General features: G+C 67.8%; 20 protein-coding genes and 1 pseudogene. 11 read left to right on the plus strand and 10 right to left on the minus strand.

The genetic code is table 11. From position 1 onward, the window contains the following. Nucleotides 1–19: 19 nt before the first annotated feature. From grxD to WS57_RS20025, 5 genes are all read right to left on the minus strand, one after another. Nucleotides 20–331: a Grx4 family monothiol glutaredoxin gene (grxD, locus tag WS57_RS20005; RefSeq protein ID WP_069244753.1), complete on the minus strand. Its 312-nt coding sequence runs from the start codon at nucleotides 329–331 to the stop codon at nucleotides 20–22. A gap of 67 nt (nucleotides 332–398) precedes the next feature. After that, a complete protein-coding gene (prmC, locus tag WS57_RS20010) occupies nucleotides 399–1,241 on the minus strand; it encodes a peptide chain release factor N(5)-glutamine methyltransferase (RefSeq protein WP_069244754.1) in 843 nt (280 codons plus the stop codon). An 8-nt stretch (nucleotides 1,242–1,249) separates the two neighbouring features. Next, the gene (prfA, locus tag WS57_RS20015) at nucleotides 1,250–2,332 is read right to left on the minus strand and encodes a peptide chain release factor 1 (RefSeq protein ID WP_009689211.1); all 1,083 of its coding nucleotides are present in this window, start codon (nucleotides 2,330–2,332) and stop codon (nucleotides 1,250–1,252) included. Nucleotides 2,333–2,413: 81 nt separating this feature from the next. Next, the gene (gene hemA, locus WS57_RS20020) at nucleotides 2,414–3,712 is read right to left on the minus strand and encodes a glutamyl-tRNA reductase (protein ID WP_009689210.1); all 1,299 of its coding nucleotides are present in this window, start codon (nucleotides 3,710–3,712) and stop codon (nucleotides 2,414–2,416) included. Between the two features lie 26 nt (nucleotides 3,713–3,738). Continuing rightward, nucleotides 3,739–4,500, minus strand: coding sequence for a response regulator transcription factor (locus WS57_RS20025; protein ID WP_040128703.1), 762 nt, complete (start codon nucleotides 4,498–4,500; stop codon nucleotides 3,739–3,741). Between the two features lie 171 nt (nucleotides 4,501–4,671). On the opposite strand from WS57_RS20025, the gene WS57_RS20030 reads away from it, so the two are divergent. The 4 genes from WS57_RS20030 to WS57_RS20045 are packed head-to-tail and all read left to right on the plus strand — an operon-like array spanning nucleotide 4,672 to nucleotide 7,991. Further along, nucleotides 4,672–4,926, plus strand: coding sequence for a hypothetical protein (locus WS57_RS20030; RefSeq protein WP_040126553.1), 255 nt, complete (start codon nucleotides 4,672–4,674; stop codon nucleotides 4,924–4,926). Nucleotides 4,927–4,944: 18 nt separating this feature from the next. Then, nucleotides 4,945–6,759, plus strand: a complete 1,815-nt coding sequence (locus WS57_RS20035; protein WP_059514663.1) for an aminopeptidase P family protein — start codon at nucleotides 4,945–4,947, stop codon at nucleotides 6,757–6,759. A gap of 60 nt (nucleotides 6,760–6,819) precedes the next feature. Continuing rightward, complete coding sequence (locus WS57_RS20040; protein ID WP_059514664.1) at nucleotides 6,820–7,371, plus strand: cysteine hydrolase family protein; 552 nt, start codon at nucleotides 6,820–6,822, stop codon at nucleotides 7,369–7,371. After that, complete coding sequence (locus tag WS57_RS20045) at nucleotides 7,368–7,991, plus strand: HAD family hydrolase (RefSeq protein WP_059603886.1); 624 nt, start codon at nucleotides 7,368–7,370, stop codon at nucleotides 7,989–7,991. Before WS57_RS20040 ends, WS57_RS20045 begins: the two co-directional genes overlap by 4 nt. Nucleotides 7,992–8,118: 127 nt before the next feature. Here WS57_RS20045 and ettA read toward each other — a convergent pair whose 3' ends face one another. From ettA to gcvA, 3 genes are all read right to left on the minus strand, one after another. Further along, nucleotides 8,119–9,786 (minus strand): energy-dependent translational throttle protein EttA, encoded by a 1,668-nt coding sequence (gene ettA, locus WS57_RS20050; RefSeq protein WP_009692752.1) that lies wholly within the window; start codon nucleotides 9,784–9,786, stop codon nucleotides 8,119–8,121. 200 nt (nucleotides 9,787–9,986) lie between these two features. Beyond that, a complete protein-coding gene (locus tag WS57_RS20055) occupies nucleotides 9,987–10,295 on the minus strand; it encodes a DUF3761 domain-containing protein (protein WP_009692751.1) in 309 nt (102 codons plus the stop codon). A gap of 57 nt (nucleotides 10,296–10,352) precedes the next feature. Beyond that, nucleotides 10,353–11,279: a transcriptional regulator GcvA gene (gene gcvA, locus WS57_RS20060; protein WP_069244755.1), complete on the minus strand. Its 927-nt coding sequence runs from the start codon at nucleotides 11,277–11,279 to the stop codon at nucleotides 10,353–10,355. Between the two features lie 191 nt (nucleotides 11,280–11,470). On the opposite strand from gcvA, the gene WS57_RS20065 reads away from it, so the two are divergent. The 4 genes from WS57_RS20065 (at nucleotide 11,471) to WS57_RS20080 (ending at nucleotide 16,115) form a co-directional block, all read left to right on the plus strand. Beyond that, nucleotides 11,471–12,784, plus strand: a complete 1,314-nt coding sequence (locus tag WS57_RS20065) for an MFS transporter (protein WP_069244756.1) — start codon at nucleotides 11,471–11,473, stop codon at nucleotides 12,782–12,784. Nucleotides 12,785–12,851: 67 nt separating this feature from the next. Further along, a complete protein-coding gene (locus tag WS57_RS20070) occupies nucleotides 12,852–13,190 on the plus strand; it encodes an MmcQ/YjbR family DNA-binding protein (RefSeq protein ID WP_009692365.1) in 339 nt (112 codons plus the stop codon). Nucleotides 13,191–13,547: 357 nt separating this feature from the next. After that, the gene (gene gabP / locus WS57_RS20075) at nucleotides 13,548–14,939 is read left to right on the plus strand and encodes a GABA permease (RefSeq protein WP_069244757.1); all 1,392 of its coding nucleotides are present in this window, start codon (nucleotides 13,548–13,550) and stop codon (nucleotides 14,937–14,939) included. 363 nt (nucleotides 14,940–15,302) lie between these two features. Beyond that, nucleotides 15,303–16,115: an alpha/beta fold hydrolase gene (locus WS57_RS20080; protein WP_236871950.1), complete on the plus strand. Its 813-nt coding sequence runs from the start codon at nucleotides 15,303–15,305 to the stop codon at nucleotides 16,113–16,115. 99 nt (nucleotides 16,116–16,214) lie between these two features. On the opposite strand, the pseudogene WS57_RS20085 reads toward WS57_RS20080, so the two are convergent. Both WS57_RS20085 and ychF read right to left on the minus strand, forming a co-directional pair. Continuing rightward, nucleotides 16,215–17,678, minus strand: a pseudogene (locus tag WS57_RS20085) (IS1182 family transposase). 99 nt (nucleotides 17,679–17,777) lie between these two features. Next, the gene (gene ychF / locus WS57_RS20090; RefSeq protein WP_069244759.1) at nucleotides 17,778–18,872 is read right to left on the minus strand and encodes a redox-regulated ATPase YchF; all 1,095 of its coding nucleotides are present in this window, start codon (nucleotides 18,870–18,872) and stop codon (nucleotides 17,778–17,780) included. A gap of 320 nt (nucleotides 18,873–19,192) precedes the next feature. Between ychF and WS57_RS20095 the strand changes: the two genes are divergently transcribed. The 3 genes from WS57_RS20095 (at nucleotide 19,193) to WS57_RS20105 (ending at nucleotide 23,107) form a co-directional block, all read left to right on the plus strand. After that, nucleotides 19,193–20,371 (plus strand): UbiH/UbiF family hydroxylase, encoded by a 1,179-nt coding sequence (locus WS57_RS20095; RefSeq protein WP_069244760.1) that lies wholly within the window; start codon nucleotides 19,193–19,195, stop codon nucleotides 20,369–20,371. Nucleotides 20,372–20,461: 90 nt separating this feature from the next. After that, nucleotides 20,462–21,190: a DsbC family protein gene (locus tag WS57_RS20100; RefSeq protein ID WP_060239880.1), complete on the plus strand. Its 729-nt coding sequence runs from the start codon at nucleotides 20,462–20,464 to the stop codon at nucleotides 21,188–21,190. 114 nt (nucleotides 21,191–21,304) lie between these two features. Continuing rightward, entirely contained in the window at nucleotides 21,305–23,107 is a 1,803-nt protein-coding gene (locus WS57_RS20105; protein WP_069244761.1) for a M61 family metallopeptidase, read from the plus strand. The last annotated feature ends 135 nt before the right edge of the window (nucleotides 23,108–23,242 follow it).

The following is a 23,242-nucleotide window of genomic DNA, read 5'->3' on the forward strand; positions in this document are numbered from 1 at the left end:
GGAAGCGGGCAGCCGCGTGTTACGCGGCGGCGAACAACTGCTGCAGTTCGCCCGACTGGTACATCTCCATCATGATGTCCGAGCCGCCGATGAATTCGCCCTTCACGTAGAGCTGCGGGATGGTCGGCCAGTTCGAGAAGGTCTTGATCCCCTGGCGGATCTCGTCGTCCTCGAGCACGTTGACCGTCTTGAACTGCTCGACGCCGCAGGCCTTCAGCACCTGCACCGCGCGGCCGGAGAAGCCGCACATCGGAAATTGCGCGTTGCCCTTCATGAAGAGCACGACCGGGTTTTCGTCGACGATTTGCTTGATACGTTGTTGGGTGTCCATGACTGACCTTGCGTTTGCGGGGCGTTAGATCGAAATGATAGCGGATTTCAACCGGCGGAGCCGGGCCTCAGCCCGGCAGGCGCCCGCCGGTGGTGCGCTCGATCGCGGCCAGGTCGGCCAGCGATTCGACCGCGACGAAGCCGTGCGATGCGAGCAGCGTGCGCACGGCCTCGGCCTGGTCGTAGCCGTGCTCGATCCACAGCGTGCCGCCCGGCTTCAGGTGCGCGCGGGCGCCGGCGACGATCGTGCGGATCGCGTCGAGGCCGTCGGCATCGTCGGTGAGCGCGCCGCGCGGCTCGAAGCGCAGGTCGCCCTGCGACAGGTGCGGATCGTGCCGGGCAATGTACGGCGGGTTGCTGACGATCGCGTCGAACGCGAGCGCCGGGTCGAGCGCCGTGTACCAGTCGCTTTCCAGCCAGTGCAGCGGGCCGCCGGGACGGTCCGCGTCGAGCAGCTTGCCGGCGTTGCGCTGCGCGACCGCGAGCGCGGCCGGCGAGCGGTCGAGCGCCCAGACGCGCGCGTCGGGCCGCTCGGCCGCGATCGACACGGCGATTGCGCCGCTGCCCGTGCCGAGATCGAGCACGGCCGGATGCGGCAAGCCGTCGATCGCGTCGAGCGCGGCTTCGACCAGCAGTTCGGTTTCGGGGCGCGGGATCAGCACGTCGGGTGTCACGTCGAACGGCCGCCCGAAGAATTCGCGCACCCCGACCAACTGCGCGACCGGCTCGCCGGCCACGCGGCGCGCTTCGAGCGCGCGGTAGCGTTCGACCGCGGCCGCGTCGAGCGGCTGGTCGCCGCGCGTGATCAGCTGCGTGCGGGTCCAGCCGAGCGCATGCGCGAGCAGCACGCGCGCATCGACCGGGTCGAGCGCGGAGGCGCGCAGCAGGGCGTCGGCGGTGAGCTCGGCCATGACGGGCCTCAGTCCGCGTCGCCGAGCGACGCGAGCAGTTCGGCCTGATGCTCGCTGACGAGCGCGCCGATCAGTTCGTCGAGATCACCGTCCATGATCGCCTCGAGCCGGTACAGCGTGAGGTTGATCCGGTGATCGGTCATCCGGCCCTGCGGGAAGTTGTAGGTGCGGATCCGCTCGGAGCGGTCGCCCGAGCCGATCAGGCTCTTGCGCGTCGCGGCTTCCTTCGCGTGTTGTTCGTGATACTGCTTGTCCTTGATGCGCGCGGCCAGCACCTTCAGCGCGCGATCCTTGTTCTTGTGCTGCGAACGGTCGTCCTGGCATTCGACGACGATCCCGGTCGGGATGTGCGTGACGCGCACCGCCGAATCGGTCTTGTTGATGTGCTGGCCGCCGGCGCCGGACGCGCGGAACGTGTCGATCCGCAGGTCGGCCGGATTGATCTCGACCTCGCCGATCTCGTCGGCTTCCGGCATCACCGCGACCGTGCATGCGGACGTATGGATGCGTCCCTGCGTCTCGGTGGCCGGCACGCGCTGCACGCGATGGCCGCCCGACTCGAACTTCAGCCGCGAATACGCGCCCTGGCCGGCGATCCGTACGATCACTTCCTTGTAGCCGCCGAGATCCGACGCGCTTTCCGACATCATCTCGACCTGCCAGCGCTGGCGTTCCGCGAAGCGCAGGTACATGCGCAGCAGGTCGCCCGCGAACAGCGCCGATTCGTCGCCGCCGGTGCCCGCACGGATTTCGAGGAAGATGTTGCGGTCGTCGTTCGGATCCTTCGGCAGCAGCATCTTCTGCAACTCGACTTCGAGACGCACCATCCGTTCGCGCGCGCTGCGGATTTCGTCTTCGGCGAAATCGCGCATCGACGGATCGCCGAGCAGCTCCTGCGCGGCCGTCTCGTCGCTGCGCGACTGGCGCCACAGCGCGTACTGCTCGACGACCGGGCCGAGTTCCGCGTGTTCGCGCGTCAGCTTGCGGTACTGGTCGAGGTCGGCCGTGACGTTTTCGCGGCTCAGCAGGTCGTTCAGTTCGGCCAGCCGGGTGGAAAGCTGGTCGAGCTTGCGTTGCATGCTCGTCTTCATGGTGTGGAGCGGCGCTCCCGGGCAAGGGTATTCGGAAAGGATAGGCCGGCTCGCGGCCGGCGGCGGGACGGCCGGTCGGCGCTAGTGGCCGGACTGGTCGTTCGAGCGCGGCGCGTGCTGGTAGAAGCCGCGCATCAGGTCGATCAGCGAATCGCGGTCGGCGCCGCTCACGCGGTTGAGCGCGCTCGTCGGGCCGTGGATCAGCTTGTTGGTCAGCGCCTGCGACAACGCCTCGAGCACGGCGGCCGGGTCGTCGCCACGGGCGAGCAGTTTCTGTGCCTTCTCGACTTCGGCGCGACGCAGCGCGTCGGCCTGCGTGTGCATGTGACGGATCACCGGCACGACGCTGCGCGTGTCGAGCCATTGCATGAAATTCTGCACGCGCGTCTCGATGATCGCCTCGGCCTGCGCGACCGCGGCCTGCCGCGACGCGTTGCCTTCGCGCACGATCGCGCCGAGATCGTCGACGGTGTACAGGAACACGTCCTTCAGCTTGCCGACTTCAGGCTCGATGTCGCGCGGCACCGCCAGATCGACCATGAAGATCGGCCGGTGGCGGCGCGCCTTCACCGCGCGCTCGACTGCGCCGAGGCCGATGATCGGCAGCGTCGACGCGGTGCACGACACGATGATGTCGAACTCCTGCATGCGGGCCGGCAGGTCCGACAGCGGCATCGCGCGGCCGCCGAAGCGCTCGGCGAGCCGCTGGCCGCGTTCGGCCGTGCGGTTCGCGACGACGAGCTCGCGCGGGCCTTGCGCCGCGAAGTGCGTCGCGCACAGCTCGATCATCTCGCCGGCACCGATGAACAGCACGCGCTGATCCGACACCTTTTCGAAGATGCGCTGCGCGAGCCGGACCGCGGCGGCGGCCATCGACACCGACTGCGTGCCGATCTCGGTCGTGCCGCGCACTTCCTTCGCGACCGCGAAGGTGCGCTGGAACAGCTGGTTCAGATAGGTGCCGAGTGCGCCGGCTTCGGTCGCGGTGCGCACGGCGTCCTTCATCTGGCCGAGGATCTGCGTTTCGCCGAGCACCATCGAATCGAGGCCCGACGCGACGCGGAACGCGTGCCGGACCGCCTCCGACTGCGGCAGCGCGTACACGTGCGGCGCGAGTTCGTCGACCGGAATCCGGTGATACTCGGACAGCCAGCGGATCGACGCGTCGCGCGCCGCGCGATCGTCGGTCGCGCAGTACAGTTCGGTGCGGTTGCAGGTGGACAGGATCGCCGCTTCCGGCGTATTGGGCGCTTGCGGCCCGAGGAACACGTTCTTGAACGTGACGAGAGCCGGCTTGATCTGCTCGAGCGGAAACGCCACGCGTTCGCGCAAGGCGACTGGCGCAGTGTGGTGGTTGATTCCGATCGTGAGGAGTTGCATATCGAGGGCTATCGTTTAGCCGCATATTATAGCGTCTCGGCGATTTCCTCACTCCCGGCGTAACGCGCATCCCCGATCCGGGGGCGGCAATTTGGGGGCTCGATCGGCACGCGATCGAGCTGGTAGCCATAGCCGTAGAGGGGCAGAAGCCGGTAGCCGCGCTCCGGCAGCAGCCGCAGCTTGCTGCGCAGCCGCGACGCGTGCGTGTCGAGCGTGCGCGACTTCATGTCGCGGTGGCGCCCCCAGACGGTCTCGAGGATGTGGGCGCGCGAGACGGGCCGCGACAGGTTCGCGAGCAGCAGCCGCGCGAAGCGGAACTCCTTCGGCGTGAGCGCGATGATCTCGTTGTCGAAGCGCACGAGGCAGCGCGCCGCGTCGAACGCATATCCTTCATAGGTTTCGCGCAAACGGTCCGGCGGCCGGCGCACGCCCGCGCGCCGGCTCAGCGCGTTGACGCGCGCGAGCAGCTCGGGCCCGCTCACCGGGCGCACGATGCAGTCGTCGGCGCCCGCGTGCAGGCACGACACGATCTCGCTTTCGCGCGGCCCCTGCATCACGGCGATCGCCGGCAAGCCGGGCAGGATCGCCTGCGCGCGCGGGATGACTTCCTCGGCGGGGTGGTCGCCGGCCCAGCCGCCGGTGATCAGCATGTCGCAGGTGCCGTCGGCAAGCCACGCGAAGAACGCCGCGCTGGACGGGAACATGTGGCAGACATGGCCGCCTGCAAAGAGCAGCCGATTCAGGAGTGCGGCGTGACGTGCCTCCGGATCGATCAGAGCGATTCGCATGTGCATTTCTTCTGTACGGCAGCCGGTGCGCGCTTGCCATAACGTCGAGTCGGCCCCTAAACTCGAATGTTCGCGGCGCCCGGCTGATGTCGGGTTCGATGGATGAATCGATGCTAGCCGCTGGCAACGTTCACGCCTATTGGACGAATCCGAATTTATAGAGGGCGTCGAATGAACTGGTTTGGAATCATGGTCCTGGGAACAGCCGTCGGGCTATTCGGCCGATGGCTGCACCCGATGCGGCGCACCGCCCGGCCCGCGTGGTGGATCGCGGTGCTCGTCGGCATCGTGGGCGCCGCCGCCGCGCGCATGGCCGGCAATCTCTCGGGACTGTTTTACGATGGCGAGACGCTCGAATGGCCGGTCTGCACCGGCGTCGCGTTCCTTGCCGTAGCCGTGACGGTCGCACTGTCGGCCCGTCGCTGATTGCCCTCAGGTGAAATCATGAATGCCCGTCTCCCCGAAGTCTCGTCCGTGCCGGCCCGTCTCGCGCTGCTGCGCGGCGCGATGGTCCGCGAGGACCTGGCCGCCTATCTCGTGCCGTCCGCCGATCCGCATCTGTCCGAATACCTGCCCGAGCGCTGGCAGGCGCGTCGCTGGCTGTCCGGCTTCACGGGCTCGGTCGGCACGCTGGTCGTGACCGCGGATTTCGCGGGGCTGTGGGTCGACAGCCGCTACTGGGTGCAGGCCGAGGCCGAACTGGCCGGCACCGGCGTGCAGCTGATGAAGATGACGGGCGGCCAGCAGAGCGCGCCGCACGTCGACTGGCTCGCGCAGAACGTGCCGGCGGGCGCGACGGTCGGCGTCGACGGCACGGTGCTCGGCGTCGCGGCCGCGCGCGGGCTGACGGCCGCGCTGAACGCGCGCGGCATTGCGCTGCGCACCGACCTCGACCTGCTCGACGCGATCTGGCCCGAGCGGCCGGGGCTGCCCGGCGACGCGGTGTTCGAGCATGCGGCGCCGCAGGCCGACACGACGCGCGCGAGCAAGCTCGCCGAAGTGCGCCGCGCGATGCACGCGCAGGGCGCGCAGTGGCACTTCGTGTCGACGCTCGACGATCTCGCGTGGCTGTTCAATCTGCGCGGCGCCGACGTCAGCTTCAACCCGGTCTTCGTTGCGCACGCAATGATCGGCGTCGATCGCGCGACGCTGTTCGTCGCCGACGGCAAGGTGTCGCCGGCGCTGGCCGCATCGCTCGCGCAGGACGGCGTCGAGGTGCGCGCGTACGACGCCGCGCGTGCGTCGCTCGCGGCGCTGCCCGCCGGCGCGACGCTGCTGATCGATCCGCGCCGCGTGACGTTCGGCACGCTCGAGGCGGTGCCGGCCGGCGTGAAGCTGATCGAGGCCGTGAATCCGTCGACCTTCGCGAAGTCGCGCAAGACGGCCGCCGAGATCGAGCACGTGCGCGTGACGATGGAGCACGACGGCGCCGCGCTCGCGGAATTCTTCGCGTGGTTCGAGCAGGCCGTGAACCGCGAGACGATCACCGAGCTGACCATCGACGAACGGCTCTCGGCCGCGCGCGCGCGTCGCCCCGGCTATGTGTCGCCGAGCTTCGCGACGATCGCCGGTTTCAACGCGAACGGCGCGATGCCGCATTACCACGCGACGCCGGAGTCGCACGCGACGATCGCCGGCGATGGCCTGCTGCTGATCGACTCGGGCGGCCAGTACGTGACGGGCACCACCGACATCACGCGCGTCGTGCCGGTCGGCACCGTCAGCGACCTGCAGCGGCGCGACTTCACGATCGTGCTGAAGTCGATGATGGCGCTGTCGCGCGCGCGCTTTCCGCGCGGCATCCGCTCGCCGATGCTCGACGCGATCGCGCGGGCGCCGATGTGGGCGGCCGGGCTCGACTACGGGCATGGCACGGGCCATGGCGTCGGCTATTTCCTGAACGTGCACGAAGGGCCGCAGGTGATCTCGCACTACGCGCCGGCCGAGCCGTACACGGCGATGGAAGAGGGGATGATCACGTCGATCGAGCCGGGCGTGTACCGGCCCGGCCAGTGGGGCATCCGGATCGAGAACCTGGTCGTGAACCGCGCGGCCGGGCAGACCGAGTTCGGCGACTTCCTCGCGTTCGAGACGCTGACGCTGTGCCCGATCGACACGCGCTGCGTGCTGATCGAGATGCTGCATGAAGAAGAGCGCGCGTGGCTGAACGCGTATCACGCGACGGTGCGCGAGCGCGTCGGCCGGCATGTGAGCGGCGCTGCGAAGGCGTGGCTCGACGCGCGCACGCAGCCGATCTGATGCCATGCCCCGGGTTCCGGCCGGGCCGGGGCTGAACGATAAGGACAACGAGGGCAGGCGATGGCGGATACGGCAGTGATCGTGATCGACATGCAGCGCGGGCTGGTGCAGCGGGCGCGGCTCGCGTACCGGCTCGACGACGTGGTGTCGGGTATCAACCGGCTGACGGCGGCGGCGCGCGCCGCGCAGGCGCCCGTGTGCTTCGTGCAGCACGACGGCGGCGCGGACGACGATATCGTGCCCGGCACGCCGGGCTGGGAACTGCACGCGGGGCTGACCGTCGACGCAGGCGACTGGCGCGTGCGCAAGCGGGTGAGCGATGCGTTCCACGACACGCCGCTCGCCGCGCAGCTCGACGGCCACGGCATCCGCTCGGTGCTGATCTGCGGCTACGCGACCGAGTTCTGCGTCGATTCGGCCGCGCGCCGCGCGGCGCTGCTCGGCTACCGCACGACCGTCGTGTCCGACCTGCATACGACGAACGAGCGCCCGCACCTGTCGGCCGCGCAGATCGTCGCGCATCACCACTACGTGTGGGAAAACAATTCGCTGTCGGGCAACGCGGTGACGCCGCGCCCGCTCGCCGATGTGCTCGCGACGGAGTTCGCATGACGATCAAGGCGGTGGTGTTCGATTTCGGCGGCGTGCTGATCGACTGGAGCCCCGACTACCTGTACCGGCAGCTGATTCCCGACGAGGCCGAGCGCCGCTGGTTCCTCACGCATGTCTGCGCGATGGACTGGGTGGTGCGCCAGGACGGCGGGCAGACCATCGAGGACGGCACGAACGAGCTGGTCGCGAAGTTTCCCGGGCACGAGGCGCTGATCCGCGCGTTCTATGCGCGCTGGCACGAGATGATCGGCGGCGAACTGGCGGAGGGCGTCGCGCTCGTCGAGCGGCTCGACGCGCAGCGCATGCCGCTGTTCGGGCTGACCAACTGGTCCGCGCAGACGTTTCCGTATGCGTGGGAGAACTTCCCGGTGCTGCGGCGCTTCAAGGACATCGTCGTGTCGGGCCGCGTGAAGCTCGTGAAGCCCGATCCGGCGATCTACCGCGAGATGCATGCGCGGATCGATCCGCACCTGCCGGGCGTCGCGCCGCACGAACTCGTGTTCATCGACGACAACGCGCACAACGCCGCGGCCGCGACGGCGCTCGGCTGGCACGGCATTCACCATACGAGCGCGGCGTCGACCGAGGCGCGCCTGCGCGAGCTGGGCGCGCTAGCCTGAGCGGGCGTCCGGCCCGGTCGTCAAAAAGAAAACCCCGCGTGGTGTCACCGACACACGCGGGGTTTTTGTCGTCAGGCCGGCGAGCCGCCGGCCTGCGTATCGTTGCGCCCGTACGGGCGCATGCCGGTCAGCGGCTGATCGGCTTGTAGCGCAGGCGCTTCGGCTTCGCGGCTTCCTCGCCCAGGCGTGCACGCTTGTCGGCCTCGTACTCCTGGTAGTTGCCGTCGAAGAACGTGACCTGCGAATCGCCTTCGAACGCGAGGATGTGCGTCGCGATCCGGTCGAGGAACCAGCGATCGTGCGAGATCACCAGCACCGAGCCCGCGAATTCGAGCAGCGCGTCTTCCAGCGCGCGCAGCGTTTCGACGTCGAGGTCGTTCGACGGTTCGTCGAGCAGCAGCACGTTGCCGCCCGAGATCAGCGTCTTGGCGAGGTGCAGGCGGCCGCGTTCGCCGCCGGACAGGTTGCCGACGATCTTCTGCTGGTCGCCGCCCTTGAAGTTGAAGCGGCCGATATACGCGCGCGACGGCGTTTCGTACTTGCCGACCGTCAGCACGTCGGCGCCGCCCGAGATTTCCTCGAACACCGTCTTCGAGCCGTCGAGCGCGTCGCGGCTCTGGTCGACGTACGCGAGCTTCACGGTCGGCCCCAGCACGACTTCGCCCGAGTCCGGCTGTTCCTTGCCCGTCAGCATCTTGAACAGCGTCGACTTGCCGGCGCCGTTCGGGCCGATGATGCCGACGATCGCGCCGGCCGGGATCTTGAAGTTCAGGTTGTCGATCAGCAGGCGATCGCCGAACGACTTGCTGACGTTCTTGAACTCGATCACTTCATTGCCGAGGCGGTCGCCGACCGGAATGAAGATTTCCTGCGTCTCGTTGCGCTTCTGGTATTCCTGGCTGTTCAGCTCCTCGAAGCGCGCGATACGCGCCTTCGACTTCGCCTGGCGGCCCTTCGGGTTCTGGCGCACCCACTCCAGTTCCTTCTTGATTGCCTTCTGGCGCGCCGATTCCGACGCTTCTTCCTGCTTCAGCCGCTCTTCCTTCTGGTCGAGCCAGCTGCTGTAGTTGCCCTTCCACGGAATGCCGTGGCCGCGGTCGAGTTCGAGAATCCACTCGGCTGCGTTGTCGAGGAAGTAGCGATCGTGCGTGACCGCGACGACGGTGCCCGGGAAGCGCACCAGGAACTGCTCGAGCCAGTCGACCGATTCGGCGTCGAGGTGGTTGGTCGGCTCGTCGAGCAGCAGCATGTCGGGTTTTTCGAGCAGCAGCTTGCACAGTGCGACGCGGCGCTTCTCGCCGCCCGACAGGTGCTCGATCTTCGCGTCCCACGGCGGCAGGCGCAGCGCGTCGGCGGCCACTTCGAGCTGCTGCTCGGGGCTGCCGCCGTCGCTCGACGCGAGGATCGCCTCGTACTTCGCCTGCTCGGCCGCGAGCGCGTCGAAGTCGGCGTCCGGCTCGGCGTAGGCCGCGTAGATTTCCTCGAGCTTCTTGTTGGCCTGGAACAGGTCGCCGAGGCCTTCCTCGACCGCCTCGCGCACCGTCTTGGTCGGGTCGAGCTGCGGTTCCTGCGGCAGGTAGCCGATGTTCAGGTTCGGCATCGGCGTCGCTTCGCCTTCGATGTCCTTGTCGACGCCCGCCATGATGCGGATCAGCGTCGACTTGCCCGAGCCGTTCAGGCCGAGCACGCCGATCTTCGCGCCGGGAAAGAACGACAGCGAGATGTCCTTCAGGATCTGGCGCTTGGGCGGCACGATCTTGCCGACCCGGTTCATCGTGAAAACGTATTGGGCCATTTGGGTGTGAAAGTCAGAAGTTGAGACCGCCGCGCAGCGCGCTGGCACGGCGGCGTCGGGTGATTCGGTCCGGAGTGTGCCGCGCGAGGCGCGGCGGTGTCGCCGCGTGTCGGCGGCGCGAGCGGCTATTGTACTTCGCCGCCGGGCGGCGCTGGCGGGCGAGCGTGGCCGCTGCGGCCATATTGGCCGTTCGGCCGGGGCTACAGCCACGCGGCGACGCCGCCGTGACCCGAACAGGTTCCGCGCCGGTGGCGGCTGAAGCTGTATGTGCCGTCGCGGCAGCGCGCGCTCGCGCCTTCGGGCACGCGGCCCGATCTGGAGCGGGCCGGCGCATGCACGGTGTCGCCGTCGCGATTGCGATAGGTGTCGTGACGGTCGAGATCGGCTTCGTTGCCATAGCCGGGCGAGGCGCGATACGCGTGCGCGGCCGGCGACAGGGCGGCGCCCGCGACGAACAGCGCGACGGACAGGGTCGCGCCGCGCATCGCGCGCCGGAGCAGGATTCGCATGGTCTCTCGCTGCATGTCGTGATGGTTGACGGGCCGTCAGGCGGCCTGGTCCGCATGTTAGCGGACGGCTTTCGGTCCGGCCATCGATGCCGCGCCGTCCGCCTGCGCGGCGTCGAGGATCCAGCGGCGGAACGCGGCGACCTTCGGACGCTCCGCATGATGCGGCGGATAGACGAGGTAGTACGCAAAATCGTCGAGCCAGGCGGTGTCGGCGAGCTGCACGAGCCGGCCGCTCGCGAGTTCGTCGCGCACCATCGCGGCAGGCAGCAGTCCGGCGCCCTGGCCGGCGACGATCGCCTGCATCAGCAGCCCCGCATCGTCGAACGCGGGGCCGCGCGGCGGGCCGAAATCGTCGATCCGCTGCGCATCGAACCAGATGTGCCAGCCCTTGCGTTCGGCATCGTGCAAGTGGGGCCAGCCGACCAGGTCGGCCGGCGTCGCGGGCATGCCGAGCCGCGCGACCAGTGCGGGCGCTGCGAGCGCGACGATCTCGACCGTCAGCAGGCGCTCGCTGCAGAGCCCGACGTAACGCCCGAGGCCGTGACGGATCGCGACATCGACGCCGTCGCGCGAGAAATCCGCGAGCGCGTGGCTCGCAACGATCTGCAGGTCGACCTCCGGGCATGCGTGCCGGAACTGCGCGAGGCGCGGCACGAGCCACGCGGACGCGAAGAACGGCGTGACGCTCACCGTCAGCACGCCGCTCTCGGCCGCGCCGGACACGCGCTGCGACGCGTCGGCGATCTGCCGGAACGCGTTGCGCACCGGCGGCAGGTAAGCGCGGCCCGCCGCCGTGAGCAGGATGCCGCGGTTCACGCGTTCGAACAGCTGCACGCCGAGGTGGGTCTCGAGCGTGCGGATCATCTGACTCACCGCGCCGGGCGTGACCGACAGTTCCTCGGCCGCGGATTTCACCGACAGGTGGCGGGCGGCCGCTTCGAACGCACGGAGCGCGTTGAGCGGTGGCAGGCGGGAGCGGTTCATTCAGTTTTTCTAAAGCGAACCATCGACGAAATATCGTTTGAGGCGACGTACGTGCGCGAGTAACGTTGCTGCCATGGACTGCATGAACGCGGGCAGCCGGCATGCAATCGTTGCAGTCAACATAGTTCAACTATATCCACGAGGCAATCCGGAGGCCGCCCGGCGTCGAGGAAGCCGACAGGAGCATCGTCATGAACCGTCCGCGCGCATCGCGCTTCTTCTACGGCTGGTACGTCGTCGCGGCCGCCTTCGCCGTGACCTTCGTCGGATTCGGCAGCGCCTATACGTTCAGCGCGTTCGTCGAGCCGCTGCAGCGCGATTTCGCGGCGTCGCGCGGCCAGATCTCGCTGGTGTTCTCGCTCGCCGGCTTCCTGTATTTCGGCTTCGGGATCGTCAGCGGGCCGCTCGCCGATCGATTCGGTTCGCGACGGCTTGCGGTCGCCGGCATGTTGCTGACTGCCGCCGGGCTCGCGGCCGCCGGCGCCGCGCACACGCTGCTGCAGGTCTATGCGGCATACGGGCTCGGAGTCGGCTTCGGCGTCGGCTGCGCATACGTGCCGGCCGTCGGCGCCGTGCAGCGCTGGTTCGTGCGGCGCCGCGGCTTCGCGTCGGGGCTCGCGGTCGCGGGGATCGGCGTCGGCACGCTCGTGATGCCGCCGCTCGCGTCCGCGCTGATCGCGCAGCTCGGCTGGCGCGGTGCGTATTTCATGTTGGCCGTGCTGGCGGTCGTGCTCGGCGCAGGGATGTCGCTGCTGATCGAGAATGACCCGCGCGGGCGCGGGCTGCTGCCGGATGGCGATGTCGCTGACCGAGCCGCCGCCGGCGCGTGGCCGTCGCCGCACGATCGCGGCCCGCGTGCGCCGTCCGGCGACGTGCCGGCGCCCAGTACGGCGGTCGCACCGGCCGCGGGCGCAACGGTGCGCGAAGCCGTCATGTCGCGGCCGTTCGCGAGCCTTTACGCGGCCTGCCTCGTCTGCTCGTTCGGCGTGTTCGTGCCGTTCGTGCATCTCGTGCCGTACGCGCTCGATCATGGCGTCGCGCCGGCCGCTGCCGTGCTGCTGCTCGGCGCGATCGGCGTCGGCAGCACGGCCGGACGCTTCTTCCTCGGCGGCCTTGCGGACCGCTTCGGCCGCCGCGCGTCGCTGCTCGCGATGTTCGCCGGCATGGCCGTCGCGCTCGTCGCGTGGGCGGGCGCCGGCACCGTCGCGACGCTCGCCGCGTTCGCGCTCGTGTTCGGCGTGTTCTACGGCGGCTGGGTTGCCGTGCTGCCCGCGGTCGTGATGGACGCCTTCGGCGGGCGCAACGTGAGCGCGATCATCGGCGTGCTCTATACGAGCGTCGCGTTCGGCACGCTAATCGGGCCGGCCGCGGCCGGCTTCATCTACGACGCGGGCGGCGGCTATCTGGTGCCGATCCTGGCCAGCGCCGCCGCGAACGCGATCGCGTGCGCGATCGTCGCGACGACCGGACGCACGCCGTCGGCGGCGCGCGCGGCGGGCGGATAGGCGCGCCGCACGATTTCCGGTAGGGTTGCCGGATCGTGAACCGGCGACGAAACGCGGAGGAGGTGTCATGACGTTCGACGATGTTCGGCAAATCGCGCTTGCGTGGCAGGGCGTCGAGGAAGGCACGTCATACGGCACGCCCGCGCTGAAGGTGAGGCGCAAGATGCTCGCGCGGCTGCGGGAGGACGGCGACACGCTGGTCGTAAAGGGCGTGGGCCCCGACGAGCGCGCGTGGCTGATCGAATCGGAACCCGACGTGTATTACGTGACCGATCACTACGTCGGCTGGCCGATCGTGCTGGTGCGCCTGTCGGCTGCGGATCCTGACGCGGTGAGAAACCTGCTTCGGCGGGAATGGGAGGCGATCGTGCCGGCCAAATGGCGGGAAGCGGGCGACGCGCGCTGACGCGTCGATCGTTGTCGGCGCGCCCGCCGAACCGGATCACGCGTTGCATCGATTCGCATCGATGCAACAAGTGGTTCCATCGAAATTATTCAATTGGTTCTTAGTGAAGAACCGTTTGATGCTTACACTGCATCGCTTCGAAGGCGGCTGACCGAAAGCCGACGGAATGGGCGCTCGCGATGCGCCGCATCGCACCCGCAGCCTCGCAGACTGCGCGGCGCGCCATCCCGGAGCGGCCCGGCGGATTCGCGTGCGCTGCGCACGCGTGACTCCGAACCCGGCTCAACAACGACAATTCCCCACGCCGCCTTCACGCGACACCCGGTCGTACCGGAACCGTTTTTTGGAGAGAGACAGATGAAGGAAAGCAAGACAGGCCTTGGCACCGGCCTGAAGCAGCGCCACGTGACGATGATGTCCATTGCGGGCGTGATCGGCGCGGGCTTGTTCGTCGGTTCCGGCCACGCGATCGCGGAAGCCGGCCCGGCATCGATCCTCGCGTATGCGATCGCGGGCGTGCTGGTCGTGCTGGTGATGCGCATGCTCGGCGAAATGGCCGTCGCGCATCCGGACAGCGGCTCGTTTTCCACCTATGCCGACCGCGCAATCGGTCACTGGGCCGGCTTCTCGATCGGCTGGCTGTACTGGTGGTTCTGGGTGCTCGTGATCCCGATCGAGGCGACGGCTGCCGCGACCATCCTCAACGCGTGGTTCCCCGGCATCGCGACCTGGATGTTCGCGCTCGGCATCACGCTGCTGCTGACCATCACCAACCTGTTCTCGGTCAAGAACTACGGCGAATTCGAATTCTGGTTCGCGCTGATCAAGGTCGTCGCGATCGTCGTGTTCCTGTGCATCGGCGGTGCGGCGATCGTCGGCATCGTGCCGGCGCCGGCCGTGTCGGGCGTGTCGAACCTGTTCGCGCATCACGGCTTCATGCCGAACGGCGCCGGCGCGGTGCTCGCGGCGATGCTGACCACGATGTTCTCGTTCCTCGGCACCGAGATCGTGACGATCGCGGCCGCCGAATCCGACAACCCGCAACGCCAGATCGTGCGCGCGACGAATTCGGTGATCTGGCGCATCACGCTGTTCTACCTCGGCTCGATCCTCGTCGTGGCGGCGATCGTGCCGTGGAACGACCCGCTGCTGCCGGCGCACGGCTCGTATCAGCGCGCGATGGAACTGATCGGCGTGCCGAACGCGAAGGCGATCATCGACGTGATCGTGCTCGTGTCGGTCGCGAGCTGCCTGAATTCGGCGCTGTACACCGCGTCGCGGATGCTGTTCTCGCTGTCCAAGCGCAAGGATGCGCCCGCGTTCCTGCACCGCACCGATTCGACCGGCACGCCGCGTGCGGCCGTGCTCGCATCGACCGCGTTCGGTTTCGTGACCGTGATCGCGAACTACCTGATGCCGGAGCAGGTGTTCGGCTTCCTGCTCGCGACGTCGGGTGCGATCGCGCTGCTCGTGTATCTCGTGATCGCGATCTCGCAGCTGCGGATGCGCAGGACGCTCGAAGCGACCGGCGCGGACCTGACGCTGCGGATGTGGATGTTCCCGTGGCTCACCTGGGCGGTGATTCTGTTCATCTGCGGCACGCTGACCGTGATGCTGGTGAGCGAGGAGCACCGGATGGAAGTCGGTGCGACGGCCGTGCTGGCGCTGCTCGTGCTGCTCGCTTCGTGGCTGAACAAGCGCAGCCGCGATGCGCAGGCGAGCGACGGGCGGCGCGTGTCGGCGACGTAACGAGCGCGAGCGGGACGGGCGCGGTTGCGCCCGGTGTTCGCTGCGCGGGGTAGGCCCGGAAGAATCGAGGCCCGATCGGCATGTGCCGGTCGGGTTTCTTTTTGGGGTGGGCTTCCAGCGCGATCGCAACGATATTCGGCCGAAAAATCGAACTCGTCTGATTTCATCGGCGGCGACAACTCCCTACATTGATCGCTTCGACAATCGGGGTGAATCGATGGGCGAATCGACTGGGTGTCTGCTGTTACGCCTCGGCATTTCCGAGCGGGCCTGTTTATTCGGGCGTGAAGCGCCGTTGAAGCGATGAGCGGGCGACCGGCTTCCCGCCTGCGCATCGAATTTTGCACCAGCGACGGGTTTCCGTTGACCGGCACCTATTTCCCCGCGATCCCTGACACCACCGGGGCGAGTACGCCGGTGCTTCTCTGTCCGGCAACCGGACTTCGTCAGACTTTCTACTTCCCGTTCGCCGACTGGCTGCGCGACAACGGTCATTCGACGTTCGTATTCGATTACCGGGGTATCGGCGCGTCTCTCGACGTGCGTCATGTTCGTCAGTCACGCGCCCGCAAGCAGGACTGGGGGCAACTCGACATGCCGGCCGCACTCGACTGGCTGCTCGGCCGGACCGGCGCGCGCGATGTGCATCTGATCGGCCATAGCGCCGGAGCGCAACTGGCCGGCCTGATGCCGAACCACGCGGCGGTTCGCTCGCTCAGCGCGATCTCCGCATCGTCGGGATATGTCGGCAATATCCGCTGGCCGACGCGTTTTGCCGCGTCGTTGCTGGCCAATGTCTACGTGCTGGTTGCAGCACGGCTGCTCGGGTACGTGCCGGCGAAGGCGCTCGGCCGGGGCGACGATTTGCCCGCGCAAGTCGGGCATCAGTGGGCGCAGTGGTGTCGCCGTCCCAGATACGTCGCGAATGAGTTCGGGGTCGGGGTCTCGCGCCACTACTACAACGAATTCTCGGCTCCCGTGACCGTGGTCGCCGCAACCGACGATCCGCTTGCGACGCCAGCCAATATCGAGGACTGGCTGCGATTGCTGCCGCGCGCCCGAAGCCGCATCCATTTCGTCAGTCCGCAAAGCTGCGGCGGACGAGCCATCGGCCACGTCGGGATGTTCCGGCGAGAACATGCGTCGTTGTGGCCGGAACTCATCGGAGGAGGGTGACAACGCCAACGCCCAAAAAAGAAAAAGCCCGCATCGAGCGGGCTCAGATTGCTGACGAACCCCACGTTTTTGGAAGCGTGGGGTTTTGTCTTTCTGGGATCAGGATTGCGAGCTCGCCGCGAGCGGGTAGTCGAAGCTGCAGCGCAAACCGCTCACCAGACGCAGCAGCATGCGCACGAAGCGCCAATCGGGACCCGCTGGCCCCTTTTTCCGCTTCCGCGCCACCAGCATCGCGATCTTCTTGATGTTCTGCGCCGCCGCGGCCAGCAAGCACTGCTCGGCCACCTTGCGTAGCCCACGCATACGCGCATAACGGTGCCCATGCAGTTGCTTGGCATCGGCGAAGCTACGCTCCACCGTCTCCTTGCGCCGCGCGTAAATGCGTTGGCCCCATTCGGTCAAGCGCCGCGCGTCCACCTTCTCCTTGGCGCGCTCCCACACGTGGCGCGTCACCACCTTCACCGCGTTCGCACTGTTCGTGCACTGCGCGCGTACCGGGCAACGCCGGCAGATCTGCGGGTTGGATTTGTATTCCCGGTAGCCGACTCGATTGGTCGTGCTGTAAGGCAGTGCCTACCCCTGCGGGCACACGTATTCGTTGCGATACGCGTCGTACTTGAACTGCCGTTTGTAGAACATGCCCGGCTTGTGGTTCGGCGTGCGATAGCCCATCACCCCGGCAATCCCTCGCTCCTCCAGCCCCTGGCACACCGCCGGCGTGAAGTAGCCCGCATCCAGCCCCACCGCATCGACCTTGAACTCGAAGCGCTCGCGCTGCCGATCCAGCCGATCCAGATACGGCTGGCTGTCGTGCACCGAGGCCGGCGTCACATGCGTATCGGTGATGATCGCGTGCCGGGCATCCACCGTGCGGTGGTCCAGATAGAAGAACCCTTTGGGCTTGTCGTCCCGAACCATGTAGCCGCTGTCCGGATCGGTTCGGCTGATCTTGGTGTCCTTGCTCGGCGGCGGCTCGTCGTCGTCGCGATCCAGCGGCTTCTTGCCATGCGCGGCCCGGTCCGCATCCACCGCCGCATTCAGCGCCTCCGTGTACGCCGCAGGCGTCTGCTCCAGCTTCACGACATCAAACTTGCCTTTGTTCGCATTCGCCTTCAGGTGCGTGCTGTCGGTGTACAGCACCCGACCATCGACCAACCCGCGCTTCATTGCCTGCCGCACGATCTCGTCGAAGATCTCCTGATACACCACCGTGTCCGGGAAGCGGCGGCGGCGATTCTGCGAGAACGTCGACGCATCCGGCACCTTGTCGGTCAGCCGGAACCGCGCGAACCACCGATAGGCGACGTTGACCTGGACCTCACGCATCAGTTGCCGCTCGCTGCCCACCCCAAACAGGTAGCCGATGAACAGCAGCTTGAACATCACCACGGGATCGAGCGCTGGCCGCCCGTTATCCGCGCAATACAGATGCGCCACCTTCGCGCGGATGAACTCGAAATCCACCGCCGCGTCGATCTGGCGCAGCAGGTGGTCCTTCGGCACGAGTTCCTCGAGCGTCACCATCTCGAGTTCGTGCTGCGTGGGCATGGGCGTCTTCAGCATCACGCCATTAAAAAACAAAACCCCCGCACTTGGCGAGGGTTTGTCAGCAATCTGAGCCCGCATCGAGCGGGCTTTCTCACACCAGCATCGCAACGACGCTCACACGTTGAACAGGAAGTTCATCACATCGCCGTCGTGCACGACATATTCCTTCCCTTCCGCGCGCATCTTGCCGGCTTCCTTCGCGCCTTGCTCACCCTTGTACGCGATGAAATCGTCGAACGCGATCGTCTGCGCCCGGATGAAGCCGCGCTCGAAGTCGGTGTGGATCACACCGGCCGCCTGCGGCGCGGTGTCGCCGATATGGATCGTCCACGCGCGCACTTCCTTCACGCCCGCGGTGAAGTAGGTCTGCAGCCCGAGCAGCTTGAAGCCCGCGCGAATCACGCGGTCGAGGCCCGGCTCCGCCATGCCCATGTCGGCGAGGAACGCTTCCTTGTCCGCGTCGTCGAGATCGGCGATTTCCGCTTCGATCGCCGCGCACACCGCGACCACCGGCGATTTCTCGCTTTCCGCGTACTTGCGCACCGCGTCGAGGTGCGGATTGTTCTCGAAGCCGTCGTCCTTCACGTTCGCGACGTACATCGCCGGCTTCGCGGTGATCAGGCAGAACGGCTTGAGCAGCGCCTGCTCGTCGTCCGACAGCGCGAGACCGCGCACCGCCTTGCCCTGGTCGAGGTGCGCGCGCACCTTCTCGAGCACCGCGGCGAGCTTCACCGCTTCCTTGTCGTTGCCCGACTTCGCGGCCTTCGAGTAGCGCGTGAGCGCCTTCTCGACGGTGCCGAGGTCGGCGAGCGCGAGTTCGGTGTTGATCACCTCGATGTCGTCGATCGGGCTGACCTTGCCCGCGACGTGGATCACGTTGTCGTCCTCGAAGCAGCGCACGACGTGCGTGATCGCGTCGGTTTCGCGGATGTTCGCGAGGAACTGGTTGCCGAGGCCCTCGCCCTTGCTCGCGCCTGCGACGAGGCCCGCGATGTCGACGAACTCGACGACCGCCGGCACGATGCGCTCGGGCTTGACGATCTCGGAGAGCGCCTTCAGGCGCGTATCAGGCACTTCGACGATGCCGACGTTCGGCTCGATCGTGCAGAACGGATAGTTCTCGGCGGCGATGCCGGCCTTGGTCAGCGCATTGAACAGGGTGGACTTGCCGACGTTGGGCAAGCCGACGATGCCGCATTTGAGACTCATGGAATCCTTCGGACGGGTGAAGCGGCGCGGCCGGGCAGGGCGCGGCGGCGCGGGACAAAGAGGGCGGCCGGCGCTGGGGCAGCGCAACGGGCCGGTGTGCAAAGACGCTATTGTACCGTGCCGACGCGCCGGTTTCCGGCCGCCGGCCGAACGCGCGCGCGCGCGCCGCTTCGCGCGGGCGGCAGCGCGCGCAGACGGGCGCCGCCGATCGGGCCACGAGCTCCGTGCGGCGAGCGGCCGCACCCGGATCCGCGCGCCGTCGCGATTCCGCTGATTTCCCGCAAAGTCCGGCCGCGTAAGGGTTTGGCGCCGCGGCTATAATGCCCGCCATGACTGCCCACCACACCTTCGACGTCGCCGTGGTCGGCGGCGGGCTCGTCGGCAAGACGGCCGCGCTCGCGCTGACCCAGTCCGGCTACAAGACCGCGTTGCTCGCGCAGCCGGCCACGCCGCGTCCCGCCGATCTCGCGTTCGACACGCGCGTCTACGCGCTGTCGTCCAGCTCGCAGGCGCTGCTCGAGCGGCTGCGGGTCTGGCAGGCGCTCGACCACGGCCGGCTCGCGCCCGTCTACGACATGCGCGTGTACGGCGATGCACACGCGGAGCTGCATTTCTCCGCGTACCAGGCGTCGGTGCCGCAGCTCGCGTGGATCGCCGAATCGTCGCTGATCGAGGCATCGCTCGACGCCGCGCTGCGTTTCCAGCCCAATCTCACGTGGTTCGACGCGCGCGCGCAGGGTTTCGACGTGCGCGCCGATGCGGCCGTGCTGACGTTGTCGTCGGGACAGGTGCTCGAAGCCGATCTGGTCGTCGGCGCGGACGGCGCGCATTCGTGGGTCCGTTCGCAAATGGGGGCCAGGGTCGAGCGGCGCGACTACCGGCAAACCGGCGTGGTCGCGAACTTCAAGGCGTCGCTGCCGCATCGCGAGACCGCATATCAGTGGTTCCGCGACGGCGAGATCGTCGCGCTGCTGCCGCTGCCCGACGGCCACGTGTCGCTCGTCTGGTCCGCGCACACCGCGCATGCGGACGAACTGCTCGCGCTCGATCCGGCGCAGCTCGCGGCCGAAGTCGAGCGCGTGTCGCACGGTCAGGTCGGCGCGCTCGAATGCGTGACGCCGGCAGCCGGCTTCCCGCTCGCGCTGCAGACGGTCGACAAGCTGATCGCGCCGCGCGTCGCGCTGGTCGGCGATGCCGCGCATCTGATCCACCCGCTCGCGGGGCAGGGGATGAACCTCGGGCTGCGCGACGTCGCGGCGCTCGCCGATGCGATCGCGAACAAGGAAAGCTTCCGCAACCTCGGCGATACGGTGCTGCTGCGCCGCTACGAGCGCTCGCGCCGCGAGGACATCCGCGCGCTGATGGTCGCGACCGACGGGCTGCAGCGTCTGTTCGCGGTGCCGGGCTCGCTCGCGAAGGCGGTGCGCAACGCGGGCATGGCGTTCGTCGGCGCACAGCCGCTCGTGAAACGCTGGCTGGTATCCGCGGCGCTCGGTTGAGCGAACCTTCGGCCGCCTCGCCGGTCGGACTCGGTTCCGTTACGGCGTACACTGTGCCGTGCATTCCGATAGAGCTGAAGGAACAACTCGATGAAAAAAACGATCCGCATCGCCTCGCTGGCGCTGGCCGTCACGATGGCGACGCTCGGCTGCACCGCGCAGGCCGATCAGACCACCGACAAGCTGAAAGCCACGCTGCAAGCCCGTCTCGGCAACGACGCACCGATCAAGAGCGTGTCGAAATCGCCGGTCGCGGGGCTGTATGAAGTGAACCTCGGCTCGCAGATCATCTATAGCGATGCGGCAGGCGACTACGTGCTGCTCGGCGATCTCGTCGACGCGAAGACGCACAAGAACCTGACCGACGCACGCCTGTCGGAGCTCAACAAGATCGATTTCGCGAGCCTGCCGTTCGCGAACGCGATCAAGGTCGTGAAGGGCAACGGCGCGCGCAAGATCGCGGTGTTTTCCGATCCGAACTGCCCGTACTGCAAGCGTCTCGAAACCACGCTGCAGTCGGTCGACAACGTCACCGTCTACACGTTCCTGTATCCGGTGCTGTCGCCCGATTCGAACGCGAAGTCGAAGGCGATCTGGTGTGCGACCGACCGTGCGAAGACGTGGCAGGGCTGGATGCTCGACCATCGCGCACCGTCCGGTGCCGGCAACTGCGACACCACCGCGCTCGACAAGAACCTCGCGCTCGGCCGCGGCATGAACGTCACCGGCACGCCGACGATCTTCCTGCCCGACGGCCGCCGCCTGCCCGGCGCGGTGTCCGCCGAGCAGCTGAACGAGGCGCTCGCGTCGAGCAAGTAACCGACCGACACGCCGGGCCGCGCGCCCGGCCAGCGAGGGGCGCCCGCGATTTCCGCCGGCGCCTCTCTTCGTTTCCGAGGTCGCATTCCGACCGATTTTCGACCGATTGCCACGATGACCCAGCCGATCCGCTATTCGATTGTCCCGAAAGATCTTGCCGCGCACCTGTTCGAAGTATCGGTGACGGTTGCCGATCCCGATCCCGACGGCCAGCGCTTCTCGCTGCCCGTGTGGATTCCGGGCAGCTATCTGGTGCGCGAGTTCGCGCGCAACATCGTCACGCTCGCCGCGTTCAACGAAGCGGGCCGCAAGGTGCGGATCGCGAAGACCGACAAGCACACGTGGCAGGCCGCGCCCGTGAACGGCGCGCTGACGCTGCGCTACGACGTGTATGCGTGGGATCTGTCGGTACGTTCCGCGTATCTCGACGAATCGGGCGGCTTCTTCAACGGCACGGCCGTGTTCCTGAGCGTCGCGGGCCGCGAGGATGCGCCGTGCGACGTCGAAATCGCGAAGCCGCCGGGCGCGGCGTTCCGCGCATGGCGCGTGGCCACCGCGCTGCCCGAGGCGCGCGGCACGAAGCGCTACGGGTTCGGCGCGTATCGTGCGTCGAACTACGACGAGCTGAGCGACCACCCGGTGACGATCGGCGAGTTCGCGCTCGCGACGTTCGACGCCCACGGCGTACCGCACGACATCGTGATCGCCGGGCGCGTGACGCAGCTCGACATGGAACGGCTGCGCACGGACCTGAAGCGCGTATGCGAGGCGCAGATCGCGCTGTTCGAGCCGAAGTCGAAGAAGGCGCCGATGGATCGCTACGTGTTCATGACGCTCGCTGTCAGCGACGGCTACGGCGGCCTCGAGCACCGCGCTTCGACCGCGCTGATCTGCAATCGCACCGATCTGCCGGTGAAGGGCCGCCCCGAGACGTCCGAGGGCTATCGCACGTATCTCGGCCTGTGCAGCCACGAATACTTCCACACGTGGAACGTGAAGCGCATCAAGCCGGCGGCGTTCGTGCCGTATGACCTGACGAAGGAAAACTACACGTCGCTGCTGTGGCTGTTCGAGGGCTTCACGTCGTATTACGACGACCTGATGCTCGTGCGCAGCGGGCTGATGTCGCAGGACGAATACTTCGCGGCGCTCGGCCGCACGATCGGCGGCGTGCTGCGCGGCACGGGCCGCCTGAAGCAGAGCGTCGCGGAAAGCTCGTTCGACGCGTGGATCAAGTACTACCGCCAGGACGAGAACGCGACCAACGCGATCGTCAGCTACTACACGAAGGGCTCGCTCGTCGCGCTCGCATTCGATCTCGCGATTCGCGCGCAGACGCGCCACCGCAAGTCGCTCGACGACGTGATGCGGCTGCTGTGGCAACGCTACGGCCGCGATTTCTACCGCGGCGGCAAGCAGGCGGGCGTCGACGAAAACGAAGTCGAAGCGCTGATCGAGGAAGCGACGGGCGTCGCGCTCGGCAGGCTGTTCGCCGATGCGGTGCACGGCACGCGCGACCTGCCGCTTGCCGAGCTGCTCGCGCCGTTCGGCGTGACGCTCGCGCCCGAGCTGGCCAACGGCGCGGCCGCGAAGCCGACGATCGGCGCGCGTCTGCGCGGCGGCGCGGACTGCACGCTCGCGGCCGTCTACGAAGGCGGCGCCGCGCATCGCGGGGGGCTGTCGGCCGGCGATACGCTGATCGCGCTCGACGGGCTGCGCGTGACGGGCACGAACCTCGACGCGCTGCTCGCGCGCTACCGGCCGGGCGACAAGGTCGAGGCGCATGCATTCCGTCGCGACGAGCTGCGCACCGCGAAGCTGAAGCTCGACGGCCCGGAGGTGTCGCGCTACCGGCTGACGGCCGCCGCGAAGCCGGCCGCGCTGCTGAAGGCGCGCGAAGCCTGGCTGAAGGGGTGAGACCGGCTGGGCGGGATTCAGGGCGCGATCTGTAATTGTTCTGCTGTTGCAACAATCCGTCGCCCTGAGCCCGCTTTTTCGCGCAAATGCGGCCACGCACAATGGCGTCACTCGCGCTACCGAAGCGCACCCCAA

Source organism: Burkholderia pseudomultivorans, assembly GCF_001718415.1.
In the GTDB taxonomy this organism is placed as follows: domain Bacteria; phylum Pseudomonadota; class Gammaproteobacteria; order Burkholderiales; family Burkholderiaceae; genus Burkholderia; species Burkholderia pseudomultivorans_A.

Bases quoted from the DNA above. Each gene is read 5' to 3' on its own strand.
- grxD (WP_069244753.1), bottom strand. From the start codon at position 331: ATGGACACCCAACAACGTATCAAGCAAATCGTCGACGAAAACCCGGTC.
- WS57_RS20045 (WP_059603886.1), top strand. From the start codon at position 7,368: ATGACGATCAAGGCGGTGGTGTTCGATTTCGGCGGCGTGCTGATCGAC.
- prfA (WP_009689211.1), bottom strand. From the start codon at position 2,332: ATGAAGACGAGCATGCAACGCAAGCTCGACCAGCTTTCCACCCGGCTG.
- WS57_RS20035 (WP_059514663.1), top strand. From the start codon at position 4,945: ATGAATGCCCGTCTCCCCGAAGTCTCGTCCGTGCCGGCCCGTCTCGCG.
- WS57_RS20025 (WP_040128703.1), bottom strand. From the start codon at position 4,500: ATGCGAATCGCTCTGATCGATCCGGAGGCACGTCACGCCGCACTCCTG.
- WS57_RS20030 (WP_040126553.1), top strand. From the start codon at position 4,672: ATGAACTGGTTTGGAATCATGGTCCTGGGAACAGCCGTCGGGCTATTC.
- WS57_RS20100 (WP_060239880.1), top strand. From the start codon at position 20,462: ATGAAAAAAACGATCCGCATCGCCTCGCTGGCGCTGGCCGTCACGATG.
- hemA (WP_009689210.1), bottom strand. From the start codon at position 3,712: ATGCAACTCCTCACGATCGGAATCAACCACCACACTGCGCCAGTCGCC.
- WS57_RS20095 (WP_069244760.1), top strand. From the start codon at position 19,193: ATGCCCGCCATGACTGCCCACCACACCTTCGACGTCGCCGTGGTCGGC.
- WS57_RS20040 (WP_059514664.1), top strand. From the start codon at position 6,820: ATGGCGGATACGGCAGTGATCGTGATCGACATGCAGCGCGGGCTGGTG.
- WS57_RS20065 (WP_069244756.1), top strand. From the start codon at position 11,471: ATGAACCGTCCGCGCGCATCGCGCTTCTTCTACGGCTGGTACGTCGTC.
- ychF (WP_069244759.1), bottom strand. From the start codon at position 18,872: ATGAGTCTCAAATGCGGCATCGTCGGCTTGCCCAACGTCGGCAAGTCC.
- ettA (WP_009692752.1), bottom strand. From the start codon at position 9,786: ATGGCCCAATACGTTTTCACGATGAACCGGGTCGGCAAGATCGTGCCG.
- gabP (WP_069244757.1), top strand. From the start codon at position 13,548: ATGAAGGAAAGCAAGACAGGCCTTGGCACCGGCCTGAAGCAGCGCCAC.
- WS57_RS20070 (WP_009692365.1), top strand. From the start codon at position 12,852: ATGACGTTCGACGATGTTCGGCAAATCGCGCTTGCGTGGCAGGGCGTC.
- WS57_RS20055 (WP_009692751.1), bottom strand. From the start codon at position 10,295: ATGCGAATCCTGCTCCGGCGCGCGATGCGCGGCGCGACCCTGTCCGTC.
- gcvA (WP_069244755.1), bottom strand. From the start codon at position 11,279: ATGAACCGCTCCCGCCTGCCACCGCTCAACGCGCTCCGTGCGTTCGAA.
- WS57_RS20105 (WP_069244761.1), top strand. From the start codon at position 21,305: ATGACCCAGCCGATCCGCTATTCGATTGTCCCGAAAGATCTTGCCGCG.
- prmC (WP_069244754.1), bottom strand. From the start codon at position 1,241: ATGGCCGAGCTCACCGCCGACGCCCTGCTGCGCGCCTCCGCGCTCGAC.